This window comes from Novosphingobium sp. CF614 (assembly GCF_900113255.1).
In the GTDB taxonomy this organism is placed as follows: domain Bacteria; phylum Pseudomonadota; class Alphaproteobacteria; order Sphingomonadales; family Sphingomonadaceae; genus Novosphingobium.
Genome location: NZ_FOOR01000008.1, coordinates 91,672 through 117,764, shown reverse-complemented (window position 1 = coordinate 117,764; position 26,093 = coordinate 91,672). Strand labels below are relative to the sequence as shown.

Annotated in this window: 13 protein-coding genes; 4 read left to right on the top strand and 9 right to left on the bottom strand. The window is 65.8% G+C overall.

Annotation, left to right across the window (positions count from 1 at the left end):
* Positions 1-52 precede the first annotated feature (52 nt).
* Complete coding sequence (locus BM052_RS11320; protein WP_091146773.1) at positions 53-1,675, bottom strand: NAD(P)/FAD-dependent oxidoreductase; 1,623 nt, start codon at positions 1,673-1,675, stop codon at positions 53-55.
* A gap of 406 nt (positions 1,676-2,081) precedes the next feature.
* On the opposite strand from BM052_RS11320, the gene BM052_RS11315 reads away from it, so the two are divergent.
* The 3 genes from BM052_RS11315 to BM052_RS11305 are packed head-to-tail and all read left to right on the top strand — an operon-like array spanning position 2,082 to position 13,821.
* The gene (locus tag BM052_RS11315; protein WP_091146770.1) at positions 2,082-3,812 is read left to right on the top strand and encodes a ShlB/FhaC/HecB family hemolysin secretion/activation protein; all 1,731 of its coding nucleotides are present in this window, start codon (positions 2,082-2,084) and stop codon (positions 3,810-3,812) included.
* Between the two features lie 14 nt (positions 3,813-3,826).
* On the top strand, positions 3,827-10,660 hold the full coding sequence (locus BM052_RS11310; protein ID WP_091146769.1) for an S-layer family protein: 6,834 nt from the start codon (positions 3,827-3,829) through the stop codon (positions 10,658-10,660).
* A gap of 2 nt (positions 10,661-10,662) precedes the next feature.
* Positions 10,663-13,821: a CHAT domain-containing protein gene (locus BM052_RS11305; RefSeq protein WP_177198438.1), complete on the top strand. Its 3,159-nt coding sequence runs from the start codon at positions 10,663-10,665 to the stop codon at positions 13,819-13,821.
* 33 nt (positions 13,822-13,854) lie between these two features.
* Here BM052_RS11305 and BM052_RS11300 read toward each other — a convergent pair whose 3' ends face one another.
* The 8 genes from BM052_RS11300 to BM052_RS11265 form a co-directional block, all read right to left on the bottom strand.
* Complete coding sequence (locus BM052_RS11300; protein ID WP_091146765.1) at positions 13,855-14,745, bottom strand: phosphorylase family protein; 891 nt, start codon at positions 14,743-14,745, stop codon at positions 13,855-13,857.
* Positions 14,735-15,361, bottom strand: coding sequence for a TetR family transcriptional regulator (locus BM052_RS11295; protein ID WP_091146762.1), 627 nt, complete (start codon positions 15,359-15,361; stop codon positions 14,735-14,737). Before BM052_RS11295 ends, BM052_RS11300 begins: the two co-directional genes overlap by 11 nt.
* A 38-nt stretch (positions 15,362-15,399) precedes the next feature.
* A complete protein-coding gene (locus tag BM052_RS11290; RefSeq protein WP_091146759.1) occupies positions 15,400-16,200 on the bottom strand; it encodes an SDR family oxidoreductase in 801 nt (266 codons plus the stop codon).
* Between the two features lie 183 nt (positions 16,201-16,383).
* Complete coding sequence (locus BM052_RS11285; RefSeq protein WP_143084817.1) at positions 16,384-16,686, bottom strand: hypothetical protein; 303 nt, start codon at positions 16,684-16,686, stop codon at positions 16,384-16,386.
* An 80-nt stretch (positions 16,687-16,766) separates the two neighbouring features.
* Positions 16,767-18,215, bottom strand: a complete 1,449-nt coding sequence (locus BM052_RS11280) for a putative 2OG-Fe(II) oxygenase (protein WP_177198437.1) — start codon at positions 18,213-18,215, stop codon at positions 16,767-16,769.
* Positions 18,216-18,242: 27 nt separating this feature from the next.
* Positions 18,243-19,406, bottom strand: coding sequence for an aspartyl/asparaginyl beta-hydroxylase domain-containing protein (locus BM052_RS11275; RefSeq protein ID WP_177198436.1), 1,164 nt, complete (start codon positions 19,404-19,406; stop codon positions 18,243-18,245).
* Between the two features lie 16 nt (positions 19,407-19,422).
* The gene (locus BM052_RS11270) at positions 19,423-21,474 is read right to left on the bottom strand and encodes a tetratricopeptide repeat-containing sulfotransferase family protein (protein WP_091146750.1); all 2,052 of its coding nucleotides are present in this window, start codon (positions 21,472-21,474) and stop codon (positions 19,423-19,425) included.
* 108 nt (positions 21,475-21,582) lie between these two features.
* Positions 21,583-24,657, bottom strand: coding sequence for a TonB-dependent receptor domain-containing protein (locus BM052_RS11265; RefSeq protein WP_091146747.1), 3,075 nt, complete (start codon positions 24,655-24,657; stop codon positions 21,583-21,585).
* 513 nt (positions 24,658-25,170) lie between these two features.
* Here BM052_RS11265 and BM052_RS11260 point away from each other — a divergent pair.
* The gene (locus tag BM052_RS11260) at positions 25,171-25,719 is read left to right on the top strand and encodes a hypothetical protein (RefSeq protein WP_091146745.1); all 549 of its coding nucleotides are present in this window, start codon (positions 25,171-25,173) and stop codon (positions 25,717-25,719) included.
* Positions 25,720-26,093 lie beyond the last annotated feature (374 nt).

The window sequence follows — 26,093 nt, the reverse complement described above, 5'->3', positions numbered from 1 at the left end:
GGCGTTCGCCGGAATGGCGGGCGATCCCCGTGGGCGGTCGCGGAACGGTGGGTCACGCCGGCACGAGTTCCAGCGCCAGCGCCTCGGCCACGCGGATGCCGTCGACGGCGGCGGACAGGATACCGCCGGCATAGCCCGCGCCTTCCCCGGCCGGATAGAGCCCCCGCGTGTTGAGGCTCTGAAAATCGCGGCCGCGCGTGATGCGAACCGGCGATGACGTGCGCGTCTCGACACCGGTCATGACCACGTCGGGGTGATCGTAGCCAGGAACCTGCCGCCCGAACGCGGGGAGTGCCTCGCGGATCGCCTCGACAACGAAATCGGGCAGGCACTGCCTGAGATCGGTAAGATGCACGCCGGGCTGATAGCTCGGGATCACCTCGCCGAATTCGCTGGAGGGTCGGTCCGCCAGGAAATCGCCCAGCTTCTGCCCCGGCGCCTTGTAGTTCGATCCGCCCGCCCGGTAGGCCAGCTCCTCGAACTTGCGCTGAAAGGCGATGCCGGCGAGCGGGTGTCCGGGGTAGTCCCGTTCCGGCGTGATATCGACCACGAGGCCGGAATTGGCATTGAATTCGGCGCGCGAATACTGGCTCATGCCATTGGTGACGACGCGCCCTTCTTCCGAGGCAGCGGCCACCACGCGCCCGCCCGGGCACATGCAGAACGAATAGACCACCCGGCCGTTGCCGCATTTGTGCGAGAGCGAATAGGCCGCCGCGCCCAGGATGCCATTTCCCGCGCTGGCGCCGTATCGCGCCTTGTCGATCCAGCTTTGCGGGTGTTCGATGCGCACGCCGATGGCGAAGGGCTTGGCCTCGATGTGGACGTTCCGATCGTACAGCACCTGGAAGGTATCCCGCGCCGAATGGCCGACCGCCATGATGACATGGCTGGCGGCCAGGAATTCGCCGGTCGAAAGATGCAGCCCCCTTAGCCGGCGCTCGCCGTCCTCGCCTGTCTCGATCTCGAAATCCTCGACGCGCGTGCCAAAACGGTATTCGCCGCCAAGCCGCTCGATCGTCTCGCGCATCGAGATGACCATGGTGACGAGGCGGAAAGTGCCGATGTGCGGGTGCGCCTCGGTCAGGATATCGTCCGGCGCGCCGGCCTTGACGAATTCCGTGAGCACCTTGCGCCCCAGGTGGCGCGGGTCCTTGATGCGGCTGTAGAGCTTGCCGTCGGAAAAGGTCCCCGCCCCGCCCTCACCGAACTGCACGTTGCTTTCGGGATTGAGCACCGAGCGGCGCCACAGGCCCCAGGTATCCTTGGTCCGCTCGCGCACGGCCTTGCCGCGTTCGACGATGATCGGCTTGAACCCCATCTGCGCCAGCACCAGCGCGGCGAGCAGGCCGCAGGGACCGGCACCGATCACCACCGGACGCGGGCCTTCATAGCCTTCCGGCGCGCGGGTGACGAACTTGTAGCTGGTATCAGGCGTGGACCGCACGTGCGGATCGCCGGCGAAACGCGCCAGCACGTCCGCCTCGTCGCGGACCAGCACGTCGAGCGAATAGACCAGCTTGATCGCGCTCTTGCGGCGTGCATCGTTTCCGCGCCGCGCCACCGCCAGCCGATGGAGATCGCCGGCGGCTATCCCCAGCCTTTCGCAGACCGCCCGCTCGAGGTCGGCAGGCGTGTGGTCGAGCGGCAATGCAAGGTCGGTCAGGCGGAGCATGGGGCCCCATAGCCGCGAAACCGGCGCCGCGCCATGCCCTGCCGCTGCCCTGCCACTGTCCTGCCGCTGCCTTGTCCCGGCCGCCTCCCGCCCATGAGGACCCGTCGACCGACGGCCGAGCCACACAAATCTCTTGAAGCGAGACTCATCTCCCCCCTCGCCGCCTTCGGCAGCTCGCAATGACGAAGGGAAGGGAAACAAGAATTCCGATCAATGTGATTTGATATAAATGGGAAAATACAGGCCTGACATTGATGATGGAATAGATGCCGGAGTTCTTGTCGCATTGCAGTATGACAGGTTAACTCAGTTGACTCGCTTAAAGAATCTTCGAATAAACGCGGGGGGCCAGCGCAATCACACAAATGTGCTGGTTACGATTCCGCCCTGGCGGAGGGAGGGGTTAATGAGGAACGGTTGGGGCAAGTCGATTCTGGCGGCTGCCAGCATGTGCACTGGCGGTGCGGCCCTGGCCCAGGAAACCCCTCCTCCCCCGCCCGATCTGCCGACCCGTGGCCAGATCGAGCAGAACCTCCCTGAGAACCAGCGTCCCGAACCGTCACGCGCGCGGATCGATACCAGCAAGGCGATGGCGCATCCCCCCTGCGCCCTGGAACAGTCCGATGTCCGCGTGAACCTGACCTCGCTCTCGCTGGAAAAGCCGGACGGCAGCGCGCTGGCGCCGGAATTGCAGAGCCTGCTGGCGGGTGTCGATGCCGATCTGCACGGCGAGCAGCCGATCGCCGTCGTCTGCCAGGTGCGAGACCGCATCAACGCGCGCCTGGGCGAAGCGGGCTACGTCGCCCTTGCCCAGATTCCGGGGCAGCAGATCAGCAATGGCGTGCTGCACGTCCAGGTCGTCACCGCCCGCATCGTCGAAGTGCGCATCGTCGGCGATCCGGGGCCGTTTCGCTCGCTGCTGGAAGAACGTGTCGCCCAGATCCGGGCGCTCGAACCGCTCAACCGCCACGATGCCGAGCGCATCCTGCTGCTGACCGGGGACACCCCCGGCCTTGACGTACAGCTTGCCCTCAGCGCCGCGAACGGCACGCCGGGCGACGTGATCGGCACCCTCACCGTCGAAACGCGGCGCTTCGCCCTGCTGGCCAACGTCCAGAACTACGGCTCCCATGAACTCGGCCGCTGGATCGGCTCGGTTCGCGGCGAGGCTTATGGCCTGACCGGGATGGCCGATCGCACGTATCTCGCCTTCTCGAACGCGTTCGACTGGAAGGAAGTGCGCGTCCTCCAGGCCGGCCATGACTTCACGCTTGCCGACAACGGGCTGCGCATGGGCCTGCGCGGAAGCCTTGCCTGGTCGCGGCCCGATATCGAGAATCTCGATCTGCGCTCGCGCTCGACCATCGCCGGCCTCGACCTGACCATGCCGATCAGGCGCACCGTGCGCCAGACGATCTCGGCGACCACCGGCTTCGAATTCCTCGACCAGAAGTCGGACATCCACGCCAGCGACACCACGCTGCCCTTCACGTCCGACAAGCTGCGCGTGCTCTATGCGCGCATCGACTACGACCTGAGCTTCCTGGACGGCAACAGCGAACTCGTCCGCGCCGCCGGATCGCTCGAACTGCGCAAGGGCCTCGACATTTTCGGCGCCACCAAGGAGGGTCTCATCAGCGGCCAGGCCGCTCCCAGCCGCCTGTTCGGCAACCCGACCGCGACCGTGGTGAAGGGCAACCTGGACCTCGCGATCAAGCCGCATCCAATGTTCGAGCTCGATCTTGGCGGTTTCGGGCAGTGGGCGAACGATCCGCTGCTCAACCTGGAGGAATTCTCCGTCGGCAACTATACGCGCGGGCGCGGCTACGATCCCGGCGCGAACGGCGGCGACCGCGCCTACGGTTTCACGATCGAGCCACGCATCAAGCTGCCGATCGCCAACTTCAGCGTGCAGGCCAGCGGCTTCTACGACTGGGTCCATCTGGAAAACCTCGATCCCGGCACCAACGAGCCCAAGCGCACGCTGCGCTCGGTCGGCGGCGGGCTGCGCTTCATCCTGCCGCAGCGCCTGGTGATCGACCTGACTTATGCGCACCCGCTCGACAAAGTGCTCAGTACCGATGCCAAGAAGCCCGCGGATCGCCTCCTGATCTCGCTCACGGCCAAGCTGTTCTGATGGGGAGAGGTACGATGACTGCCGACATTCGTAGCACGGGCCGTTCCAGGTTCGCTCGCCCTGCCCGTCGCAACCGCAGGCTGGGCCTGCTCGCTTCCAGCGCGCTGGTCGGCTCGGTTCTCCTTGCGTCGCCCGCGCTTGCCCAGAACCTGCCCGAGTTGCCGGGCAACCCCCCGCTTCCCGCCGCCGCCAATGGCGCCGACATCTCGGTCGCCGGGCCCAACATGACCATCGATCTCAACGATGCCAGCCGGATCATCGATTTCGCGTCCTACAACATCAGCGCCGGCCGGACCGTTACCTATACCACCGACGACACCTCGCTGACCGGCCTGGTCGCGGTCAACCGCGTGCTGACCGGCGGCGGCGCCTCGCAGATCGACGGTTCGATCGTCGCCAGCCTCGGCGGCGGCAATTCGATCAGCGTATGGCTCATCAATCAGGAAGGCATCACTTTCGGATCGAATGCCACCTACAGCGGCGGGAGCCTGATGCTCTCGACGCTCGATTTCACGGATACCGTCGATGCCACGTTCCGCGCCAACTTCGCGGTCGCCGGGGCCGCGACGTCCACGCCCTTCGGCTTCTCCGGAACCAGCACGAGCCCGATCGTCCTCGGCAGCGCCGGTCTCAACGTCTCCGGCTCGATCGTCGCGGTCGGCCAGAACATCACGGCCGACAGCGCGCTGACCACCGCCGACGGTTCGATCGTCCTCATCGCCGGGACCGACGTCACCTTCGGTTCGGGCCTCGGCAACCCGCTCAGCTTCACCGTCAACGCCGGCACCGCGCTTGGCGGCGCGGTCACTGTCAACGATGACCTGACGGGACAATCGGTCATCGTCGCGGGCGGGCTTCAGGCCAATCTGACGGCGGCCCTGCTCAATGTCGATGCCGCCGCGACCCTCACCGCCACCGCCAACGGCGGCACCGTGACCCTCGCCACCGCGAGCACCAGCCACGGCGCCGACACGATCACCATCAACAACGGCTTGAACGCGGCGCCTTCGATCGTCACGGACGGCAATCTCACCGCCGCCGGCATCGCTGCCGACATCGTGGTCAATTCGGCGGCCGACCTGACCGGGGCGAGCGCCTTCGACGCTACCGGTAACGTCCTGATTACGACGACCGGCCTCGCCAACCTCACCGGCGCGATCGACGCGGACAACGCCATCACCGTCACCACCGGGGACGACGCGACCCTGGGCGGGGATCTGACCGCCGGCACCGATGTCTCGCTGACGGTGAGCGGCAATGCGCAAGTCACCGGCGCGGTGACGGCCACCGGGCAGGACATCCTCGCCCTCGTCGGCGGCAATGCCTCGTTCACCGACACGCTCACCGCCGGGCGCGACATCGACCTTGGCGCCGGAGGCACCATGACCGTCGGCGCCGATGCCCTGGCGGGCCGGGACTACCTTACTCAAGGCTCCAGCGTCACGCTGGGGGACGTAGGCCAGACCTTCACCCAGAGCGCGGGCCGGGCAGTGACGGCACACGCCGTCACGGGCGACGTGACCGGCCTCGGCACCCTCACCCTGCAATCGGGCGGCGGCGCCGACGCGACCTTGCAGGCCGACGCCGGGGAAGTGAATTTCGCATCCGCCACTACGGTGGACGCCGGCACGGGCGATGTCGTCGTGACCAGTTCGCCGGCGATCACACTGGGCGACGTCACCGCCGCCAACCTGTTCACCTTCGGCAATACGGCCCTGACCTCGACCGGCGCGATCACCACCGGCAACCTGACGATCGCCAATGCCCTGACGATCAATTCCACCGCGGCCTCGGTGACGACCGGCGACATCGACATCCAGAACTCCGGCGCGGCGCTGACGATCCTGGCAGGCGGCGTGGCCAGCGACGTGACGACCGGCGCGCTCGCCACCAATCGCGGAGACATCCTGGTCTCGGCGGGCCGGGACATTGCCCTGGACAGCGCCTCCACCGCACTCACCGATCCGCCCAATGCACCGGTCGCGGGCTCGATCGGCCTGTCCTCCGGCCGCTCGACGCAGACAGGCGCGCTGATCGCCGGCACCGACATCGCCATCCGCGCGGTGGGCACGATCGCCGTGACCGACGCCACCGCCGGAGACGACATAGACGCCCTCGCGAACGGCGATATCTCGCTGACGAACGGCACGATCCTGGGAACCGGCGCCGATACCAGCGCCGTCACATTCGGCGCGACGCCGGGCATCGCCGGCGCGGTAAGCCTGGCCGGCGCGGAAGACCCGGCGCTGGTGGGATCGACGCTGCGGCTCATGTCCGCCGGCGCGGGCGTGACTTCAACCGGCACATTGGCCAACGACGGACCGGGCAACGTTGATATCTTCACCAACGGCGACATCGACCTCGCCACGGTGACAGCCGCGAACGGCTCGATCTCGCTCCTGGGCTTCGGCTCGGTGAACGCCGCCAGCCTGACCGCCAGCGACGACATCCTTGCCGGCGCCGCCGTCGATATCAATTTCGCCAGCGCCACGGCGACCGGCGGCACCCTCGATATCGATGCGACCGGCAATGCGCGGGTCGACATCGGGATCGCCGGCACCGTGATCGATATCAGCGCGGGCGAATCGATCAATTCAGCCACCTCGCTGACGACCAGCGGCGGCAACGTGGTGCTCGACGCCAATAACGCGATTTCGTTCAACGCTGTTGCGGCGGGGGGCGGCAACGCCAACCTCACCGCGACTGCCGGCGCGATCAACGGCACGAACGTCTCCGCCGATCTCGACGTGAACGCCACTGCCGCAACCAATGTCACATTGGCCACGGCGACCGCCGGCGGCGCGCTCAATGTCGGTGTCGGCAACAATGCCTCGGTCGGCACTGGCACCGCCGCCACGCTGATCGACATCGCCGCGGGCGGCACGATCACCTCCGCGACCTCGCTGACGACCACGGCGGGTAACGTGCTGCTCGATGCGGTGGGCAACATAACCGTTGACTCGATCACCGCCGGCGGCGGCAACGCCAACCTCACTTCGGCCGCCGGTTCGGTCACCGGCGGCAATGTCAGTGCCGGGATCAACGTCAATGTCTGGGCCGCTACCGACGCGGCCCTGGCCAGCGCCACGGCCGGCGGCCTGCTCGATGTCGACGCAGGCAACAATGCCTCGGTCGGCACCGGCGCTGCCGCCACGCTGATCGATATCGACGCGGGCGGGGCCATCACCTCGGCCACCTCGCTCACGACGACGGCGGGCGACGTGCTGCTCGATGCGGTGGGCAACATCACTGTCGGCACCGTCACGGCAGGCGGCGGCAACGCCAACCTCACTTCGACCGCCGGTTCGGTCACTGGCGCCAATGTCGGTGCCGGGATCGACGTCAATGTCCTGGCCGCTACCGACGCGGCCCTGACCAGCGCAACGGCCGGCGGCGTGCTCGATGTCGACGCGGGCAACAATGCCTCGGTCGGCACCGGCGCCGCCGCCACGCTGATCGACATCGACGCGGGCGGCACGATCACCTCCGCGACCTCGCTCACGACGACGGCGGGCGACGTGCTGCTCGATGCGGCGGGGAACATAACCGTTGGCTCGATCACCGCCGGCGGCGGCAATGCCAACCTGACTTCGACGACCAGTTCGATCAGCGGCAGCGCGGTCCAGGCGGACCTTGCCGTCAATGCCGCCGCGCCGGGCGACGTGACGCTCGGCTCCGCCTCGGCGGGGACCAATTTCAATGCGAACGCCGGCAACGACCTGTTGGTCGGCATCGGCACGGCGGGGGGAACGATAAACGCCATCGCGGGACGCGACATTGCCTTCACCTCCGGAACGGCCGGCATGGACATCAACGCCAACGCCGGTCGCAACGCGGCGTTCACGGCAGCAACCGCCGGGGGCATTCTCAATGTCGATGCCGGCGGCAATGCCGCTGTCGGCACCGGCCAAGCCGGTTCGCTGATCGATGTCGATGCGGGCGGCGCCATTACCTCGGCGACCTCGCTTACGACCACGGCCGGAGACGTGCTGCTCGATGCAGCGGGTAATATCACCGTCGCGGCCGTGACGGCTGGTGGCGGCAATGCCACCCTGACCTCGACCGCTGGTTCGGTCACCGGCGGCGATATCAATGCCGGCATCGACGTCGATGTCGCGGCGGCAACCGACGCGGCGCTGACCAGCGCAGCGGCCGGCGGTGTGCTCAAGGTCAGTGCATCGGGCAACGCGGCTGTCGGCACTGGCGCTGCCGCCACGCTGATCGATATCGACGCGGGCGGCGCCATCACCTCCGCCACATCACTCACGACGACGGCGGGCGACGTGCTGCTCGATGCGGCGGGAAACATAACCGTTGGCTCAATCGTCGCCGGCGGCGGCAATGCCAACCTGACTTCGACAACCGGTTCGATCAGCGGCAGCGCGGTACAGGCGGCCCTTGCCGTCAACGCGAATGCGCCGGGGAACGTGGCGTTCGGTTCGGCGTCGGCGGGGACCGACCTCACGCTCAATGCAGGCAATGACGTGCAGGTCGGCACGGGTTCCGCGGGCGGCACGATCAACGCCAGCGCGGGCCATGACGCTTCGCTCGCGACGGCGACGGCTGGCGACACTCTCAAGGTCGATGCGGTACGCAACGCTTCCGTCGGCACCGGCGCGGCCGGATCGCTGATCGATGTCAGCGCGGGCGGCACGATCACCTCGGCGACTTCGCTGGCCACCACGGCGGGCGACGTGCTGCTCGATGCCGTGGACGACATCACCGTGGGCGCCGTCACGGCGGGCGGCGGCAACGCCAAGCTCACTTCGGCCTCGGGCTCGATCGGCGGCAATTCGGTCACGGCAGGCCTTGCCGTCGATACGACGGCGGCAGGCGACGTGGCGCTTGGCTCCGCTTCGGCGGGCACGGTGCTGAACGTCGACGCCGGCAACGACGTGCTGGTCGGCGCAGGCTCGGCCGGCGGAATCATCAATGCCGCCGCCGGGCGCGACGCCATCTTCACCTCCGCGACCGCCGGCACCGACATCAACGCAAATGCCGGCCGCAACGCCGCGCTGACCACGGCGACCGCCGGCGGGATCCTCAACGTCGATGCGACGGGCGATGCCGCGATCGGTACGGGCGCGGCAGGTTCGCTGATCGATATCGATGCCGGCAGCACGATCACCTCGGCGACTTCGCTGGCCACCACCGCAGGCGACGTGCGGCTCGATGCGGCGGGCAATGTCACCCTCGCCGCCGTCACGGCGGGCGGCGGCAACGCCGACCTGACTTCGACCTCGGGCTCGATCAGCGGCAACTCGATCACCGCAGGGCTCGCCGTCAATGCGAAGGCGGCAGGCGACGTCGCCCTTGGTGCGGCTTCGGCGGGGACCGATCTCGGTGCCGATGCCGGCAACGACGTGCTGATCGGCTCCGGTTCGGCCGGCGGCACTGTCAATGCCACCGCCGGACGCGATGTTGCACTCGCCACCACGACGGCGGGCACCGACATCAACGCCTCGGCGGGCCGCAACGCCGCGCTGGCCACGGCGACCGCCGGCGGCATTCTCAAGGTCGATGCGGGCGGCAACGCCTCGGTCGGGACCGGCCAGGCCGGCACTCTGATCGATATCGACGCGGGCGGGACGATCGCTTCGACCACCGCGCTGACCACCACGGCCGGGAACATTCTGCTGACGGCGGCCCAGAACGCAACGCTCGCCGCCGCCACGGCGAATGGCAGCGGCGCAAGCATCACCGTCGAGGCGAAGGACGTGACCATCAACGGCGCCCTTGTCGCCAGCGACACCGGAAGCATCACGCTGCGCAACAACGGCGGCATGCCGACGGTGGTCGGGAACAACCCGAAGACCAATGTCGCCGCCTTCTCCGTCGACAATGGCGAACTCGCCCGCCTCGATGCCGGCTCGGTCGTCATCGACTCCGGCAGCCGCGACCTCGAACTGGCGACCATGACGATCGGGGCCGATACGGGTTCGCATGACGTCCGGTTCCTGAGCACGGGCAATGTCGAATTCACCGGCCCGATGACCGTGGCCGACACCGCCGCCGCCCGCACCGTGCAGATCGGCGGAACGCTGGACGACCTCGGAGACGATGCCGCCGCCGAGAATCTCGCGCAGATCATCACCGCCCGCATCGACCAGCACGACAAGCCGCAAATCCTTGCCGGTTCGGCCATCATCGAACTGCGCGGCCAGAAGATCCTGTTCGGCACCGGCGCGATGGTGGATCTCTATCTCACCAAGACCGACCAGGAGATCGCCCAGATCGTGGGCGATCGCGCGTCGCTGCTCTATTTCGATCCGGCCGCGCAAACCGTCGATACCTTCCTCACCGCCCGGCAAGTGACCGTCGCCTACCAAAACTTCGCGTTGTTCCAGAACACCCTTCCGACCGGCAACCGGGGTGTGGCGATCAACTCGGCGGCCGGCGGCACGCCCGACCCAACGCAGCTGGCGCTGCGCCTGATAAGCACCGGCGGGGACACCCCCAACGGCTTCTCCATGTTCGGCACCGTCAACGGCTTCATCGGCACCACCGCCGCCGTCCTGACCAACGATGCCGTCCAGATCTTCAACCCGGACGGCAATCCGAACCAGGTCCGCATCAACCGCGGCAGTTCGCGCCTCAACGGCTGCGTGATCGGCGCGCCGGAGAAGGGTTGCCTTTCCACCGACGTGCCCCAGCCGGCCTTCAATTTCTACGATGAACGCAAGGCCGCCCTGTTCAGCGCGACCGACGATTCGACGATAGCCGTCAGTCCCCTGATCGGACGCGGCAATGACGGCCTGATCGTCAACATCGCCGACTCCCCGGTCGGCATCGACACCATCGAGTGCAGGCCGGAAGACACCGCCTGCAACAAGACCGAGGGCCAATGAGCATGAAGTCGATCCCCATGGTGCGCGGCCTGAAGACCACCCTCGCCTTGGCATCCTCGCTATCGATTCTGGCTGCGATGCTCGCCGCGAGCCCTGCCCTGGCGGCGGGCTCCGCGCCCGAACGATTTGACCTCGGCACCAATGCCAATGGCGATTCCTGCTCGGCTTCACGCCTGTGGAACGCCGGCGAAGGTCCGGTTCGCTACGATTCCGATCAGCCCTATTTGATAAGTTGCCGGGGCATTGCCGCCGCCGATGCCCAAGGTTATCTCAGCGCCGCCAACAAGCCGACATCGCTCGACAATTGCGGCGCGGCGGTGTCGGTCGATCTCGCGGGCATCGGCCCGGCCGAAGTGCGGCGCTGTATCGACGCGACGCTGGGCAAGGTCGCCGTGGACGTGCGCTTCAGCCTTGCGGGCGTGGCCTGGCAGGGCGCCGCGCTCGATCCCTCGGTCGGCGCGCTCGAGGCGGCGCTCCGGGTCCTCGCCTTGGGCGCCGCGCTGCCCAACAGCGATACGGCCGCGAAATCATCGATAGACCTTGCCGCGATACCGGCGGGACAGGCCTTTCCGGCAGTGGGAGAGGGCCGGGCCATCACGCCCGAGGCCGCGCTTGCCGACGGTGTGGCGGCACTCCAGACCGGCCGCCTGCTCGATGCCTCGCGCACGCTCAACGATGCCCTTCGCGCCTTCGCCACCGCCGACGTTTCGACCCGCATAGACCTGCGCCTTGCCGCCGGACTGGCCGAATCGAACCTCAGCCAGTTCGAACTGGCCGAAGGACATTTCGCCGTGGCGAAGGATCTGCTGCGCACCGCGCAGAACTTGCCGCGCGGCGACCAGCAGGAACAGCAGCTGGCGACATATCGCGGGATCGACCTCATCAACCAGCACCGCTGGCCCGAAGCCATCGCGGCGCTCGCCCGCGAAAACACCAGGGCCGGCGGCCTGGCGGACCCCCTCACGCTGAGCCGCCTCAACGAGGAGGCGACGGCCAGCGCCGACAGCCTGCAATCCCAGCTGGGCGACGAAAGCCTCCTGACGAGATCGCTGCTGGAGGCCCAGCGCAATCTGGCGCTGAGCGTCGCCTATCTGGGGTCGAACCAGGTCGACGCCGCCGACGCGGCGCTGCGGAAGGCGGCCGAGGCCGGCCGCGTGCTGGTGACTCGAATCACGCCCGAACGCATCGTCTGGCTGCGCACCGTGATCGAGCGCCAGCAAGCGCGCATCGACGTGCGCCGCGGCAACATCGGCAGGGCCCTTGCCCATTTCGACTGCGCGATCAACGCGCTCAGCGGTGGCCTTCCAGGCGGCGGCTGCCTGTTCGCGGGCGGCCAGCCGGTGAGCGACACGTTCCAGAACGCCCCGCTGCTGGTAGAGACCCGGCTCGAACGCGCCAGCGTGGCCTCGCGCGATCCGGCGCTCGATTCGGACAGGGTTCTGGCGAACTACCGCCAGGCGATGCAATCGCTGCCCAACCTGCAAGGCACCGGCTACGTCTCGCTCGCGGCGCTCGAACGCTACTTCGTGCTGCTCACCAAGGTGCGGCAGACCGAGGCCCGCGACGAAGAGTACTTCCACGCGATGCAGATGATCGGCGAGCCGGCGATCGCGCGCGAATACGCGCAATTGCAGAAGGTCGTCTCGGCCGATGCCGGCGTCGCCGACCTGCTGCGCCGCCGGGGCCTGCTCGAACGCCAGCTCATCCGCCTGCGCACCGAGATTTCGGGCCTTGGCGTGACGAGCGGACCCGAGTTCGAGAAGCTGGAGCAGGAACGCCAGGCCGCCGACGCGGAGCGCGATACGATCAACAGCCAGCTCATCGCCAGCAACGGCATAGGTGCGCTGGAAGACGAGCCTGCGACGATCGCGCAAGTACGCGCGGCGCTGATGCCCGGCGAAGCCTATCTCAAGCTGTCGCAGCTCTACAGCACGATGTTCGGCATTGTCATCACCAGGGACCAGACCTGGATCTACGAAGTCGCGGGCGGCCTGGCGAAGACCGATGCCCTTGCCGATGGCGTGCTGACCAGCGCCCGCATGGACGAGGCGACCCGCACCATCAGCTTGTTCCAGGTCACCAAGGCCTCGCAGCTGTTCCAGGCGATCACCGGCCCCGCCGCCGACGCGGTCGCGCATGCCAGCCGGATCATCTACAATCCCGCCGGCAAGCTGCGCCAGCTGCCGTTCGCCGTCCTGGTGACCGACCCCGCGTCCGCCGATACCTATGAGAAGCAGCGTCTCAAGGGGGACTACAGCCAGGTCAGCTTCGTCGCCCACCGGACCGAAACTGCCGTGGCACTCTCACCGCGCGCCTTCCTGCGCGTGCGCAGCGACGTGGCTCCGTCTCGTGCACCGGGGAAATTCCTCGGCATCGGCGAAAGCGCCGCGCCCGAACCGGCGGGACCGGCCGCCGCGCAAAGCAAGATGCCGTTCGATTGCTCCGTGACTTATGCCACCTGGGCCGGCTATCTCGGCCAGATCAAGCCGATCAGCGCGCACGAGATTTCGGTCGCGGCCACGGCCCTTGGAGTCGCCGACCCGCCGGAAATCACCGGTGCCGCCTTTACCGACGTAAGCCTGCTGAACGGCCCCGCCTCGACCGAGCTCGGCCGCTACCAGATCCTGCACTTCGCAACGCACGGCCTGCCTGAAACGCAAGTGGACCTGCCGCAGTGCAAGCTCCATCTCCCGCCCGCGCTGCTGACGACGCTTGCCGCTCCCGCTTCCGATGGCCAGGTGCTGTCGGACGGGCTGCTGTCGTTCGACGAAGTGGCCAGGCTGGAACTCGACGCCAACCTCGTGGTGCTCTCGGCCTGCGACACAGCGGCGGGCACAAGCGCCCAAACGGCACTGAAAGCGGGCCTGGAAAACTCTTCACCCGCTCTGGACGGCCTTGTCCGCTCGTTCATCGCCGCGCGCGCCCGCGCCGTGATGGCGACGTTCTGGGCAGTGCCGGTACTCAAGGAATCGGATGATCTGATGGCGACTTTCTATGGCATCGGACGCACCGGCGCGATGTCGAACTCGCTAAGGATCGCGCAGAACCAGATGATCGATACGCGGCGCTATTCGCACCCGTACTACTGGGGCGCCTATTTCCTGGTCGGCGACGGTGCCAAGACGATGCTGTCCCAGCCCGGCCAGGTGGCGATGAAGTAGGAAGGCGGCTTCGACGGCACCTTCCGCCCGGCTTCAGTCCCGCTCGCCGAAGATGCGGCAGGCGACCGCATCCAGCCGCGCGACCAGCTGCGGATCGCGCGCCGCGGGCTCGGTGACGAAGGCATGTTCAAGCGCCGTGTCGATCGGGCTCGGCGCGCGCAGGGACGGCAGGCTGGAGGCCAGCCTGTGCAGCGTGTCGCGCGCGATCCGCGCATTGGCGTGCATGACCTCGAGGACGTGGGACACTTCCACCCCGGCCTCCTCCGCGCGCCAGCAGTCGTAGTCGGTGACCATGCCGAGCAACGCGTAGGGCAGTTCCGCTTCGCGCGCGAGCCGCGCCTCGGGCATCGCGGTCATACCGATGACGTCGGCGCCCCAGGCGCGGTACAGACGGCTTTCGGCGCGTGTCGAGAATTGCGGGCCTTCGATCGCGACATAGCAGCCGCCGGCATGAACTTCCGCGCCGGCCAGCCGCGCCGCCGATGCCGCCAGCCCGGAAAGGCGCTCGCAGACCGGATCGGCCAGGCTGACGTGGGCGACCAGGCCGGGTCCGAAGAAGCTGCCCGCCCGCCCGGCGGTGCGATCGATGAACTGGTCGACGGCGACGAACTGCCCCGGCGCCATCGCCTCGCACAGCGACCCGACCGCGCTCAGCGCCAGCACGTCGGTAACGCCGCAGCGCTTGAGCACGTCGATGTTAGCGCGGTAGTTCACCTGGCCCGGCGGAATGCGGTGCCCGGCCCCGTGCCGCGCGATGAAAGTAAGGCGCACGCCGCCCAGCCGCCCGGTGACGACCGGACCCGACGGATCGCCAAACGGGCTGGAGACCGGAATCTCCTGCGCCTCTTCCAGGTCGATGCCGCCGGCAAGGCCCGATCCGCCGATCACGCCGATGTGCCAGGATGTGCTCTTTTCAGCGCGCAAGGATACCTGCCATGATGATGTCGATGGTGTGTTCGCGGTAGCGATCGCGCAAGGTCTCGGTCAGCGTGTCCTGGTCGAAACAGTGCTTGAGCACCAGCCGCGCGGAGAAGAACCGGTCGACCGCCCCGGTCACCGTGAAGTAGAACAGCTGTGGATCGATTTCACGGAACACGCCGGCCTTCACGCCGTCACCGATCAACTGCTCGTAGGCGCGGTAGATCGGCGAGAGATAGCAGTCGGCGATCCGGCGCGCCTCGGCATCGTCGCTCTCGCGCACCATGCGCATGGTCAGCCGGTTGAGGTAGGGCACCTCGTAGAACGTATCGACGACCTTCCACAAATGGCGCCGCAGCTTCGCCTCCGGCTCCCAGCCGTCCTTGGCCAGCAGCGCGTCGACGCTGGTGACGATGGCCTGCCAGTCCCGATCGAGCAGCGCCTTGAGCAGCCCCGCCTTGTTGCCGAAGTAGTACTTGACCAGGGCCGAATTGAGTCCGGAACGCAGGCTGAGTTCGGACAGCGAGATGTCGACCACGTCACCCTCGCGCATGATCGCGCCTGCCGTGTCCAGCAGCAGCGCGCGGGCGCCCGGTGGGGCCGAAAGATCTGCGTCCGCCATGTTCCGGCTCTTCACTGTCCCGCCCTTTCGCGCAAGCGCTACTTCGGCCCCATGCGGATGGCGCCGTCGAGGCGGACGGATTCGCCGTTCATGTAGTCATGCTCGATCAGGAACAGCGCGAGCCTGGCATATTCCTCGGGCTTGCCCAGGCGCTTGGGAAACGGGACCATCGCGGCCAAGGCCTGCTGCACCGGTTCCGGCATGCCGGCTATCATCGGCGTCTCGAAAATGCCGGGCAGGATGGTGTTGACCCGCACGCCGTCATTCATCAGATCGCGCGCGACCGGCAGCGTCATCGCCAGCACGCCGCCCTTGGAGGCGGCGTAGGCCGCTTGGCCGATCTGCCCGTCCTGCGCGGCGACCGAGGCGGTATTGACGATCGCGCCCCTCAATCCATCCTCGCGCGATCCCGCCGCGTCCACCGGATCGAGCGTGGCCATGCCGGCCGCCGACTTGCTGATGCAGCGGAAAGTACCGACCAGATTGATGGCGATGGCCTTTTCGAACAGCGCCATGTCGTGCGCCTTGGGCTCGCCGGTCTCGCGGTTCTTGCCGACGGTCTTGGCGGCAGGCGCGATGCCGGCGCAGTTCACCAGCACCCGCTCCTGCCCATGGGCCGCGCGCGCTTTCTCGAAACCGGCGATGACGCTGGCCTCGTCGGTCACGTTCACGTCGCAGAACACGCCGCCGATCTCCGCGGCCAGCACCTCGCCCGCCTCGCGATTGAGATCGAAGATCGCAACCCGCACCCCCTTCGCCGCCAGCGCCCGCGCAGTGGCCGCGCCAAGCCCCGAGGCACCGCCGGTAACGACGGCGGCAACGCTGCTATCGAGATTCATTCCTGGGTTCCTTTCCGAACGAACCGCCCGCACCCGTCGCCCGGATCGGGCGTGCGGACGCGATCCGATTTAATCGATCGGTTAAACAGCACTTCCGGGGAGGTCAATCGGTCAGGACGAAATCTTGCCCGGCGTCATGTCCGCGCAATGGGCGCCGGCCTCCCGGCTCCACAAGAGACCGGTTCAGCTTGCCGGCTGCAACCCGCGCTGGACTTGTGAACGCTCGATATTGGAACGATCGCTGCGGCGCTGTTCATCCCACTGGCTCTTGAGCATGCAGACTTTCTTCGAACGCAGAAGCGAACCGATCTCCTGCACGCGTTCGCAGATCATGGGATCGGCTTTCTTTTCGGCCGGCCCGGAGTCGGCAGACGCCACATCAACTTTCGGCACGGCGGTGGTGGCAGCTTCGGAAGCAGGCTCGGCAAGGGCAGGGAAGGCGATCAGAACGGTCGCGGCAACAACGATACGGGAAATAATGTGCATCAGCACCTCCGCGGCACGAGCACATAGCTCAAGTACCTGATTTGAGTAATATCACAGGCTATGACGAATTGGCGCTTTCTTCAAGTATGCGCGATATCGAAAGCAATCGTCATCCTTTCCCCGGAACGAAATGGCCGCGTTCCATGCCACATCCACGACGGGAACAGGACCAGCCGCCCCTCACGCGGTTCCACCGAATGGCGCGGCTCGAGGTCGACCCCCAGCCCAGCCGGCGCCGCGCCAAGGTCAAGCTGCCCTTCCTTGCCTTCAAGGCCACCCGGAACCGAAAGATACAATGCCGAACTGACCCAGCCTTGCGGGTGATGATGCGCGGTATGGAAGCCGGCGTCGGTCAACCGCACCGACCAGCTGCCGGCAAAGCGCGGACGCGCGGCACGAGCTTGCGAGAGCATCGGATGCGCGGCCTCTGGCGCAGGAAGTGCGGAAACGAATTGCGCGACCTCACGGCGCAACACTTCGCGCACGCACGCGATCTCGGGATCCATGCGCGCCAACAGGGCGCCCTCCGTCTGCGTGCCGCCGCGCACGGATTGGTCCAGGAATCTGCCCGAGCCGCGATGTAGCCGCTGCAGCAAAGCCCGCAGCCGATCGAGCCCGATTTGCCGTGAATCGAGATCGATGACTTTGCAAATGCCGGGTCGCCCGTCGAGCCAATCCGCCCGGGGATCGCCGGCGAGCCGCCAGGCCAATGCCGCGTAGGGCCACATACCCTCCGCACCGCGCGGCGCGAGCCAGGGTTCGGCTTCCCCCACGGCACGTCGCAAATCGCCGGTGCGCAGCCAGTGCCGGACGCGCCAGACCGCATGGCCGATCTCTTGGGGAGCCCCCAGTACGGCAAACAGCGCGGCGGCTTCTTCGCTTCGTCCCAATTCGTCAAGCGCCGCCGCACGCGGCAGTACGAAAAACGCAAGAGCACCGCGAATCGCGATAGCCCGCTCTGCCGCCGCCAATGCATCAGGATACCGTTCGGCTTCGAGCAGGAGATCCATGCCCAGCTTGCGCAAGGCATCCCCCTGCGGAAAGCGTTCGAGCGCGCGTTCGATCGTCGATAATGCGCGGTCGCCATGCCCGGAGAGAGCGGCAAGCTGAGCGTACCGGCGATGACCTTCCATCCACCCCGGGTTGGCGGCCAGCATCGCGTCGAGTTCGGTCAGTCCGCGCTCCCCCTCCCCTTCGGCAAAGCGCGCCGAGGCTAGCCCCAGGCGGATTTCCGCCTTGCCGGGGGCCAGGCCGATCGCCTGCTCGAACAAGGCCGATGCAGGATAGCCGGCTTCAAGCGAGACGTGTGCCAGTGCATGGGCAGCGCCCGGATTTCCCGGTGCGTATCGCCGGGCCTCATTGAGTGCCGCGATGGCCTCGCCACGCCGATCCAATGCGCGGCGCAGCATGGCCATCCAGTGAAGCAGCGTGACGTCCTTCGGATGCGTTTTCAGCCAGGCGGCAAGGCGCGGCTCGGCCAATTCCTCCGCGCCGCTGGCCAGCGCGTGTTGGGCCAGATCGGCAAGCATTTGAGCATCTTCCGCCATTCCCGCCTTTCAGCCTTGCGCCGCGGCAGCGCCTTCGCACGCGATCATGGCTGCCACCGCCGCGCGCTCGACTTCCGAAAGCCCGGGGTGCCAGACATCGAAAATGAATACGATGCGCAAGTCGTCGCTTGGGTTCATCGCCTCATGCTCGATGGTATCGTCGAAAGCGAAGGCCTCACCCTCGCGCCACAGGCGCGTCTCGGCGCCAACGCGGAACCAGCATCCGTGGGGCACGACCAGCGGCAAGTGACAAACCAGCCGCGTGTTGTCGACACCGACATGAGGAGGGATCGCGGTGCGCGAGGCCAGCAGCGAGAACATCGCGTTGGGCGAAGCGCCGGACACGCGCGGCTGCGGCAGGCGCGACAGGGTCTCCAGGGTTCGCGGCGCCTGCGCGGCATTGTGCGCAACCTCTATACCTTGTTTGAGAAGATGGATCGCCGACCAGTCACGATTTTTGTTGAGCGGTTTCCATTGCGCCAGCGCCTCTCGTTCCTCGTACTGGATATAGGGTTCGAATTGAGCGTGTCCGGGCTGCATCAACGCGAGCATTTCCGCGCGAATCGCTTCAAACCCGGCCTCCAGTTCAGCCAGCCATGGCATCGTGTGCCGCGGATGGAATTCGCGCTCGACGAGGCCTGGATAGTGAAAGTGCGTTGGCTCCGAACGGTAGACGCGGGTCTTGCGCAGGATGTTTTCACGAAAACGGGCGATGCGCCAGGCCTGGTCTTCGTCGGCCCGCGTGCCGACGGCGGCAACCGCTTCCTTCAGCCGCTGTTCGCGCGCCTCCTGCCAGGCTGCGTGAAAGGCTTCGCCGGCAGCGAGCGCGGCGGCCAAAGGCGGCGGCAGCGAAACATCGGGTTTCTGCGCGATCGCCTCGGCCCAGGCCTCGCCGGCGCCTGGATCCTGCAGTCGTTCGAGCAGGCCGGCGCGCATCATCAGCGCCGCGAAATCGAGCGGCGCTATCCCCAATGCCTGGTCCACAGCCTCCAGCGCGCGGCGCGGCTGGCGCAAAGCCCGGCGCAACCCCGCCAGCTTGAGCCACGGCACCACCGCCGCTCCGCCCAACCGCTCTTCGGAATCGAGCAGCACTTCCAGCTGCCGAGCGGCCGCCGACAGGCTACCGGCCGCGACCAGCTGGTCAATCTCGGCCATGCCGGACGACAACGTCATTGCCGGATGCCGGCGCTCATGCCGGTTCGGCGGAGAGCCCCGAAGGCTCGCCCCAAGGCGGTACGCGATCGTCATCCAGCGAATAGCCAAAGCGCTCGGCCCACGGCCGCAGCCGTTCGAACACGGGCGCAAGATGCTTTTCATACCGATGCCAGCGGCCGGCGGCACGGGTGTAGATCGGCTCGGTCACCTGCGAGTAGCTGGCGGTGCGCACCACGCCGCGCGCGCGGGCAGTCTCACGGTGATCGAAACCCTCACCCACCCAGGGCAGGTCAAGCCAATCGAACAGTGGCGCCAATTCGCGCGCCTGATCGGCCACCAGCCTTTCGTAGACCACCGTGCGCACCGGAAGATCAAAGACCTCGCGCGCCTTGGTCCAGTAGGAAAAGCTCAGATCATACAATTGCGCCGCCGTCTCCAGCTCGAGGAAATTGCTCATCGCGTGATTGGTGCGAAAATTGGTGATGAAGCAACTGAGCAGCACGTCGCACGGATGCCGCAGCGCGAGAATGAACTTGGCATCCGGGAACAGGCGACGGATCACCGGCACTTTGTTGAGGTGAAGCGGATGCTTGTCGATCACGACCGTATCGGAACGCAGTTCGCCAAGCGCTCCAACCTGCTCGAAGTAACGCGCGCGCGCTTCGGCGATCACCTGGGGACCAAGACCGGGCAGCGCCTCCATACCGCCAAGATCTCTTTCGATTTCGGCAATGAAATGTTCTTCCTCCAGCACCAGCGTGCCCGGGGCCGACATCAGCATGGTGTCGAGCAGGGTGGTGCCGGAACGAGGGAAACCGAGCAGGATGACCGGCGCTGCCCGACCCTGCGGCGGCGAAGCAGTCCAGCGGGAGACCCATTCCTGCGTCAACATGGCGATCCCGTCCTCAACCATTTCGCGATAGGCGGTTGCACGGGCCGCCGGGTTTGAGGGCTCGGCGAGATGGCGTTGATTCATCTCCGTGAATTCCGCGAAGGCTTCGTCGTGTCGTCCCATCCGGTCGAGCAGGATGCCGCGTAGCTGGTGCTTGCGGTTGGCGACCACTACGTCGCCGGCCGCCTCGAGCGCGACGAAAGCTTCCTCGATACGATTGGCGCGCTTGAAGCGCAGCGCATCGATAAAGGAAAGCGTTGCCGCATCGCCGCCGGCGGCCACCGCGCGCGCGCGCAGCGGTTCCAGTTCGGCCTCGCGGTTGGTGCGCTCATAAAGTGCGGCAAGCCCGACCAGCGAAGGCCAAAGGGTGGGTTCGATCGCCAGCGCCGCCTCGAAAGCCGGTTCGGCCACGGCATAGTCGTTGCGCTTGGACGCTTCCTGGCCGTAGTCGGAAAGCACGCCCGCATCTCCGGGCGCGCGGCGCGCGGCTTCCGCGAGCATCTCATAAGATCGATCGTCCGCCCCCGCGCGGCGATAGAAGGTCGCCAGCGCCAGCACTGGCACAACGTCGGCAGGATCGGCCTTGGCGGCATCCCGCAGGATCTTCTCACCTTCCTCGAAGCGTTCGGCTTCTATCAACGCATTGCCCAGATTGATCCGGATCGGCGCTGCATCCGGCGCCAGCTTGAGCGCCTTTTGGAGCATGTTTGCGGCCTCGCCATGCCGGCCCAAAGCACTCAGCGCATTGCCGAGGTTGTTCCACAGGCTCCAGTCTTCAGGATACTTGGTCAGGACCATGCGATAGAAGCGCACCGCCCGTTCGAACTCCTCGGCCTCCTGCGCGAGGTGGGCACCGAGACGAGCGAGCCGTAGACTAGGTTCGGCAGCGGCCGAACCATCGTCGCAAAGGGCCAGTGCTTCGGTCGAACGCCCCATATGGAACAACGCCTCGGCAAGGTTGGCCCGGACGGTCAGATCCTGGGGACGATGCCGATGCGCCACCCGCAGGTAGGTAATGGCGCGATCGAAGCGGCCACGGCGCGATTCCACGGCGCCCGCCAGCGCAGCCAGTACCGGGTCATCGCCATGTGCCGCGAAAGTGGCCGCCGCCATGACCGCCGCCTCGTCGAACCGGCCGGTCCGCGCCAACGACGCGATATGCTGGATATGCTCCTGAGAGGTAGTTGCTGCCATGCACGATCCAGAAGACATGGACGGTCGATCTCAAACCGACCGAAAACAATAAGGCGGCGGCCTTCCTCGTAGAAGACCGCCGCCAAGGCTAGTCGCTTTTTATCGCGATTAGAAGTTCAACGTCACGCCGGTGAAGATGTAACGGCCGAGCGAATCGTAGGTGCCCGGATAGGTATTGCCGTTACAGATCACGCTGGAGCAGGCGCTCTGCGACACCAGCGGAGGCTGCTTGTCCAGAATGTTCGTCGCACCCAGGCGCCAGGTGAAGTGATCGCCGATGTCATAAGTCAGCGTCAGATCGAAGTAGTCCTGCGAAGCGATCTTTTCGTCGAGACTATTGGTATCGCCCCCTTCGAACTTCACCTCCGAAAGGTGACGCCACTGCAGCGACGCACCAATGCCACTGGCCATCTTGTACGTCACGCGGGCCTTGTGACGCCACTTGGGCAGCGGCGTAGCGGCCGAACCCCCGCAGGTCGGCCCATAGACGCCGGCGCATTCATACGCGGCGTTGAGGCCATCATCGACGACGTAACGGTCAAGCAGCGTACCGACCAGGCTCAGCGACAAAGTTCCGTTCGTACCGATTTCGGTAGCCCAGCTGCCGTTGAACTCGATGCCCCGGGTCTCGACACCACCGACGTTGACAGGGGTATCGATCACGTAGCCGTCCGAACTCAGCCACAGAGAGCCGGCCGCATTGCGCTTTACCAGGGCACAGGCATCAAGGTTCACATCATCGACGCACGAAGTCAGGATCGCATCCGCACCGTAACCCTGGATGGCATTCTTCACCTTGATGTCGAACCAGTCGACACTCAGCGACAGCCTGGGGATCCAGCGCGGCTGGATTACGACACCAAGGGCCTTGGTGGTCGCCTTTTCCGGATTGAGATCCGGGTTGCCGCCGATCACGCCGTTGTACTGCTCGGCCGGATTGGCTGTGACCTTCTGGCCAACCGCCAGACCCTGAGCGATACAGCCCACATCGGCCTCCGTGATGGTGAAGCCGGCACAAGGGTCGGTCACACCATCAAGCGCAACGATCTGCGGCGCGAACAATTCCTGAATGTTCGGCACGCGAACCGCGCGGTTGTAGCTCGCACGCAGACGGATGTCCGAGACCGGAGCCAGATCGATACCGAGCTTGAAGGTATCCGTGTTGAACGTGCGGCCGTTCGAGATCTTGTAGTGCGAATAGCGATAGCCACCATTGAACGACAAGTTTTGAACGAAGCCGTCCTGGATCAGCGGGATATCAATTTCGCCGAAGAACTCAGCGACCTTGTAGCTGCCTGCGGTATCCTTCGTGGGCGCGCCCTGACCGGTAAGGTCACCGGTGTTGAAGGCGTTGTCGGCCTTCAATTCCAGTGCATCGCGGCGGAATTCCACACCAAGCGCGACACTGATGCCATCCGACGCCAGCGGCGACTTGATGTCGTATTCACCAAGCAGACCGCTGAAGGTAGCGCTCGCGATCTGCTGCGAGGTCTGCCCCTTCAGGAAGCCGGTCGCGCTCAGGTAGTCGACCGCCGCTTGCGATATCGTTCCCCCGAAGATGTCGTAAGGAACGCAGTTCGGGTCAACGCCAGTCAGAGCGACGCGGCATACCGCGTTGCCCGTGCTGGGATCGGTGACCACGTCCAGGGCGTTGTTCAGGCGGGCGGTCGAGAACTCGTTGGAATAGACCTGCGAATAGTTGGTTCGGCCGTACTGGTAGTACGCATCATAGGACCACGCCTTCCCCAGTTCACCACGCGAACCGATGACGGTGCGGAATGCGGTGTGCTGAAGGTCGGAAACACGCGGACCGCCTTCGATGTTACGGCGCAACAACTGGAAGAACGCCTTGTTGTAGCTCCCGCCCGTGGTCGGATCGATGAAAGTCATCGGGCTGGGGGCGTCCGTGCCATTGAGCGACTCGTAAAGGCTCGATACCAGCGGGAAGGTTCCGAGATAATCGACGACCAGGTTGCGATCGGCACAGATCAGCGAACGCTGCGCGTCCGACATAAGCGCATTGTCGCAATTGATGGTCAGCGTGTTGCCGAAGTCCCCCGAAGGCGCGATCTGCGCCAGCGTCCGGTCGTCCATGAACATGAATTCCATGTACGGGTGGATCGCTTCGTTGATCTCGTAGTCGGCGAAGACGCCAGCCGTGTAGCGCTCGTCCGGACGCTGGAAGTAGTTCAGCGGCGCGTAGTTGTAACGATTGATGAGCCCGCGGGTGAAAGTGCCCGCGCCCAAACCGCCAACGGTCGAGGTCGTGCCGGTGAAGCCCCCTTCCTCGCTCGTACCAGTACCATCATAGTAGATCCCAGTACCGATCGCATTGGTAAGCGAGCCGCCGCAGCTGAAAGCGCCAGCGGCGTTGGCCGAAATCGTGCAGGACGAGTAATCGCGCTTGCTCTGCAGAATCGGCCGGGCCTTGCGATAGCCGACATAGGCGGTGATATGACCACGACCATCGTCAAAGCCAGCGCCGAACGCAGCGGTGAGATCATACTGCCCGCCATCGGTAACGTTGCCGGTCGGATAGTCGAAGCCCGAAAAGCCCTGCGACTGGCGCGCATCGAGCAGCGGCGTGATGAACTTGTTTCGATTGCTATGATTGTAGACGCCGTAGTTGGCGTCGATCTTGAAGCCTTCGAATTCCGTGTCCATCACGAAGTTGACGACACCCGCCACGGCGTCCGCGCCGTAAGTCGCCGAAGCGCCGCCGGTCAGCACGTCGACGCGCTTTACCAGCGCGGCTGGAATGAAGTTGAGATCGGCTGCCGAACTGGTGGTGTTCGGATCGCCAGTCATCAGCCGGCGTCCGTTAATCAGCACCATGGTGCGCGACGGACCAAGGCCGCGAAGGTCGACCTGCGCGGTGCCCGTGGCACCGTTGGCGAGCGTCGAGCTCTGCGCCGCGACGACCTGCGGCAGCGAATTGAGCAGGTCTTCGGTGCGAGTCGTGCCCGACAGTTGGATGTCGGCCGATGTCACGGTGGTGATCGGCGCGATCGACTGCTGGTTCGGTGCGACAATGCGCGTCCCGGTCACGACGATCGTATCGGACGGAGCGGCCTCTTCCTCGGCGGCGGTGTCCTGCGCATATGCTGCGCTGCTGAACAGGGCGAAGCCCAGCACCAACGGTGCTGCACCCGCCTTGAGAGCGGTTAGAGTCTGGTTCTTCACAAGCGTGTCCCTTTTTCTAAGGCGCGGTGTGACCCGGTGCGCCTTGGATACCCCGACAATGCCCCCAGCCCGTGAGCTGCACGAGCAGCGCCGGAAGATATCCTTTCATCGCGCAAAGGCGGACTTGGTCAAAGATGTTTGACCAGGCTTTGCAACATTCGTCAGGACTTGTGGCAAATGGGCAACAAGCCGGTGCACCATGCATTCGAGCAGGGAAAAATGGCCCTGTTTCCGTGAGGTAACTTCCTGCGCGCAGCCGTGTCCCGGGCGCAACATCATTTCAGGTTCGCCGCATGCGGTGCTAGTATTGCTGCTAAGGCCCGCAGCGGAGCGGCAATCTGGCACAAGATTGGAACGCCCTGGCCAGCTTGTTCCTTGCAGGAAAATGCACTAAGCGCACCGGCCGCCTCACTCGTGCCGCGACAAATCCCGTTGGCGAGACGCGCGAGACGCTTGCCCCGGCGTCATGCGGCTTGCTACGCATTGCTCCCGCTTGGCAAGGAAGGGCGTGTTTTGGGCAAGAGCTATGTCGCGGCGCTGACTGCAGCGGCCCTCGTATCGGGCGTATCGGGGCCCGCCCTGGCGGGAGACGACAAGGCGAACACCCCGCCGCCACCGGAACTCTACCAGCAGTTGATGGCCTGCCGGGCCGTGACGGATGCCGGCGAGCGCCTTGCCTGCTACGATCGCCAGATCGCGGCGTTCAGTGAGGCCGCCAGCAAGCACGAGATCGTCATCTCCGACAAGAACGCGGTCAAGGCCGCCCGGCGCGGCCTGTTCGGCTTTGCCGCGCCGATCGGCAAACTCATGGGCTTCGGCGGCGAGGACGATCGGGCCGAAGAGATCGAGCAGATCGAGACGACCGTCGCGGGCGTGCGCCGCTCAGCCGCCGGCTGGCGCCTCGAACTTGAGGATGGCAGCACCTGGGAGCAGAACGACACACGCGACTTCGTGCTCTCGCCCAAAATCGGCAATGCGGTAAGGATCAGCCGGGGAGCGCTGGGAACCTACCTGGTATCAGTCCAAGGTCAACGCGCCGTCAAAATGCGCCGCATCAACTGAATCGCCGCACGAACAGTTCAAACGTTTGCAGGCACCCCGACTGGTAAGAATTTTTCAATAAACCTTACGCAAAAGTAATCTTCGGAGCAGATCTTGCGCTGGAGCAACACTTCTGTTGCACAAACGAGTTATCCGGCTGTCAATATCAACAATGACAAGAAATGCGAATGCCAAAAGATTGTGACATTTCAGCCACAAGTAAAGTCCCAATCACAACGATGCTGCAAAAAGGGTTGAACAGCGGTTCAGGTAGGACAACAAACTGAGGCCATTGCAGCAAAGCGCACGAAAGAAGCGCGAGCCTGCACACAAGGAGGCTCTGCCAGGATTGGTCACGCGCCTGACGGGTCGTCCGAATGCAACAAGGGACACAC

Excerpts from the sequence above, each read along its gene's own strand:
- BM052_RS11320 (WP_091146773.1), bottom strand. The coding sequence starts at position 1,675 with ATGCTCCGCCTGACCGACCTTGCATTGCCGCTCGACCACACGCCTGCC.
- BM052_RS11305 (WP_177198438.1), top strand. The coding sequence starts at position 10,663 with ATGAAGTCGATCCCCATGGTGCGCGGCCTGAAGACCACCCTCGCCTTG.
- BM052_RS11280 (WP_177198437.1), bottom strand. The coding sequence starts at position 18,215 with ATGCTTGCCGATCTGGCCCAACACGCGCTGGCCAGCGGCGCGGAGGAA.
- BM052_RS11285 (WP_143084817.1), bottom strand. The coding sequence starts at position 16,686 with ATGCACATTATTTCCCGTATCGTTGTTGCCGCGACCGTTCTGATCGCC.
- BM052_RS11310 (WP_091146769.1), top strand. The coding sequence starts at position 3,827 with ATGACTGCCGACATTCGTAGCACGGGCCGTTCCAGGTTCGCTCGCCCT.
- BM052_RS11290 (WP_091146759.1), bottom strand. The coding sequence starts at position 16,200 with ATGAATCTCGATAGCAGCGTTGCCGCCGTCGTTACCGGCGGTGCCTCG.
- BM052_RS11270 (WP_091146750.1), bottom strand. The coding sequence starts at position 21,474 with ATGGCAGCAACTACCTCTCAGGAGCATATCCAGCATATCGCGTCGTTG.
- BM052_RS11275 (WP_177198436.1), bottom strand. The coding sequence starts at position 19,406 with ATGACGTTGTCGTCCGGCATGGCCGAGATTGACCAGCTGGTCGCGGCC.
- BM052_RS11295 (WP_091146762.1), bottom strand. The coding sequence starts at position 15,361 with ATGGCGGACGCAGATCTTTCGGCCCCACCGGGCGCCCGCGCGCTGCTG.
- BM052_RS11315 (WP_091146770.1), top strand. The coding sequence starts at position 2,082 with ATGAGGAACGGTTGGGGCAAGTCGATTCTGGCGGCTGCCAGCATGTGC.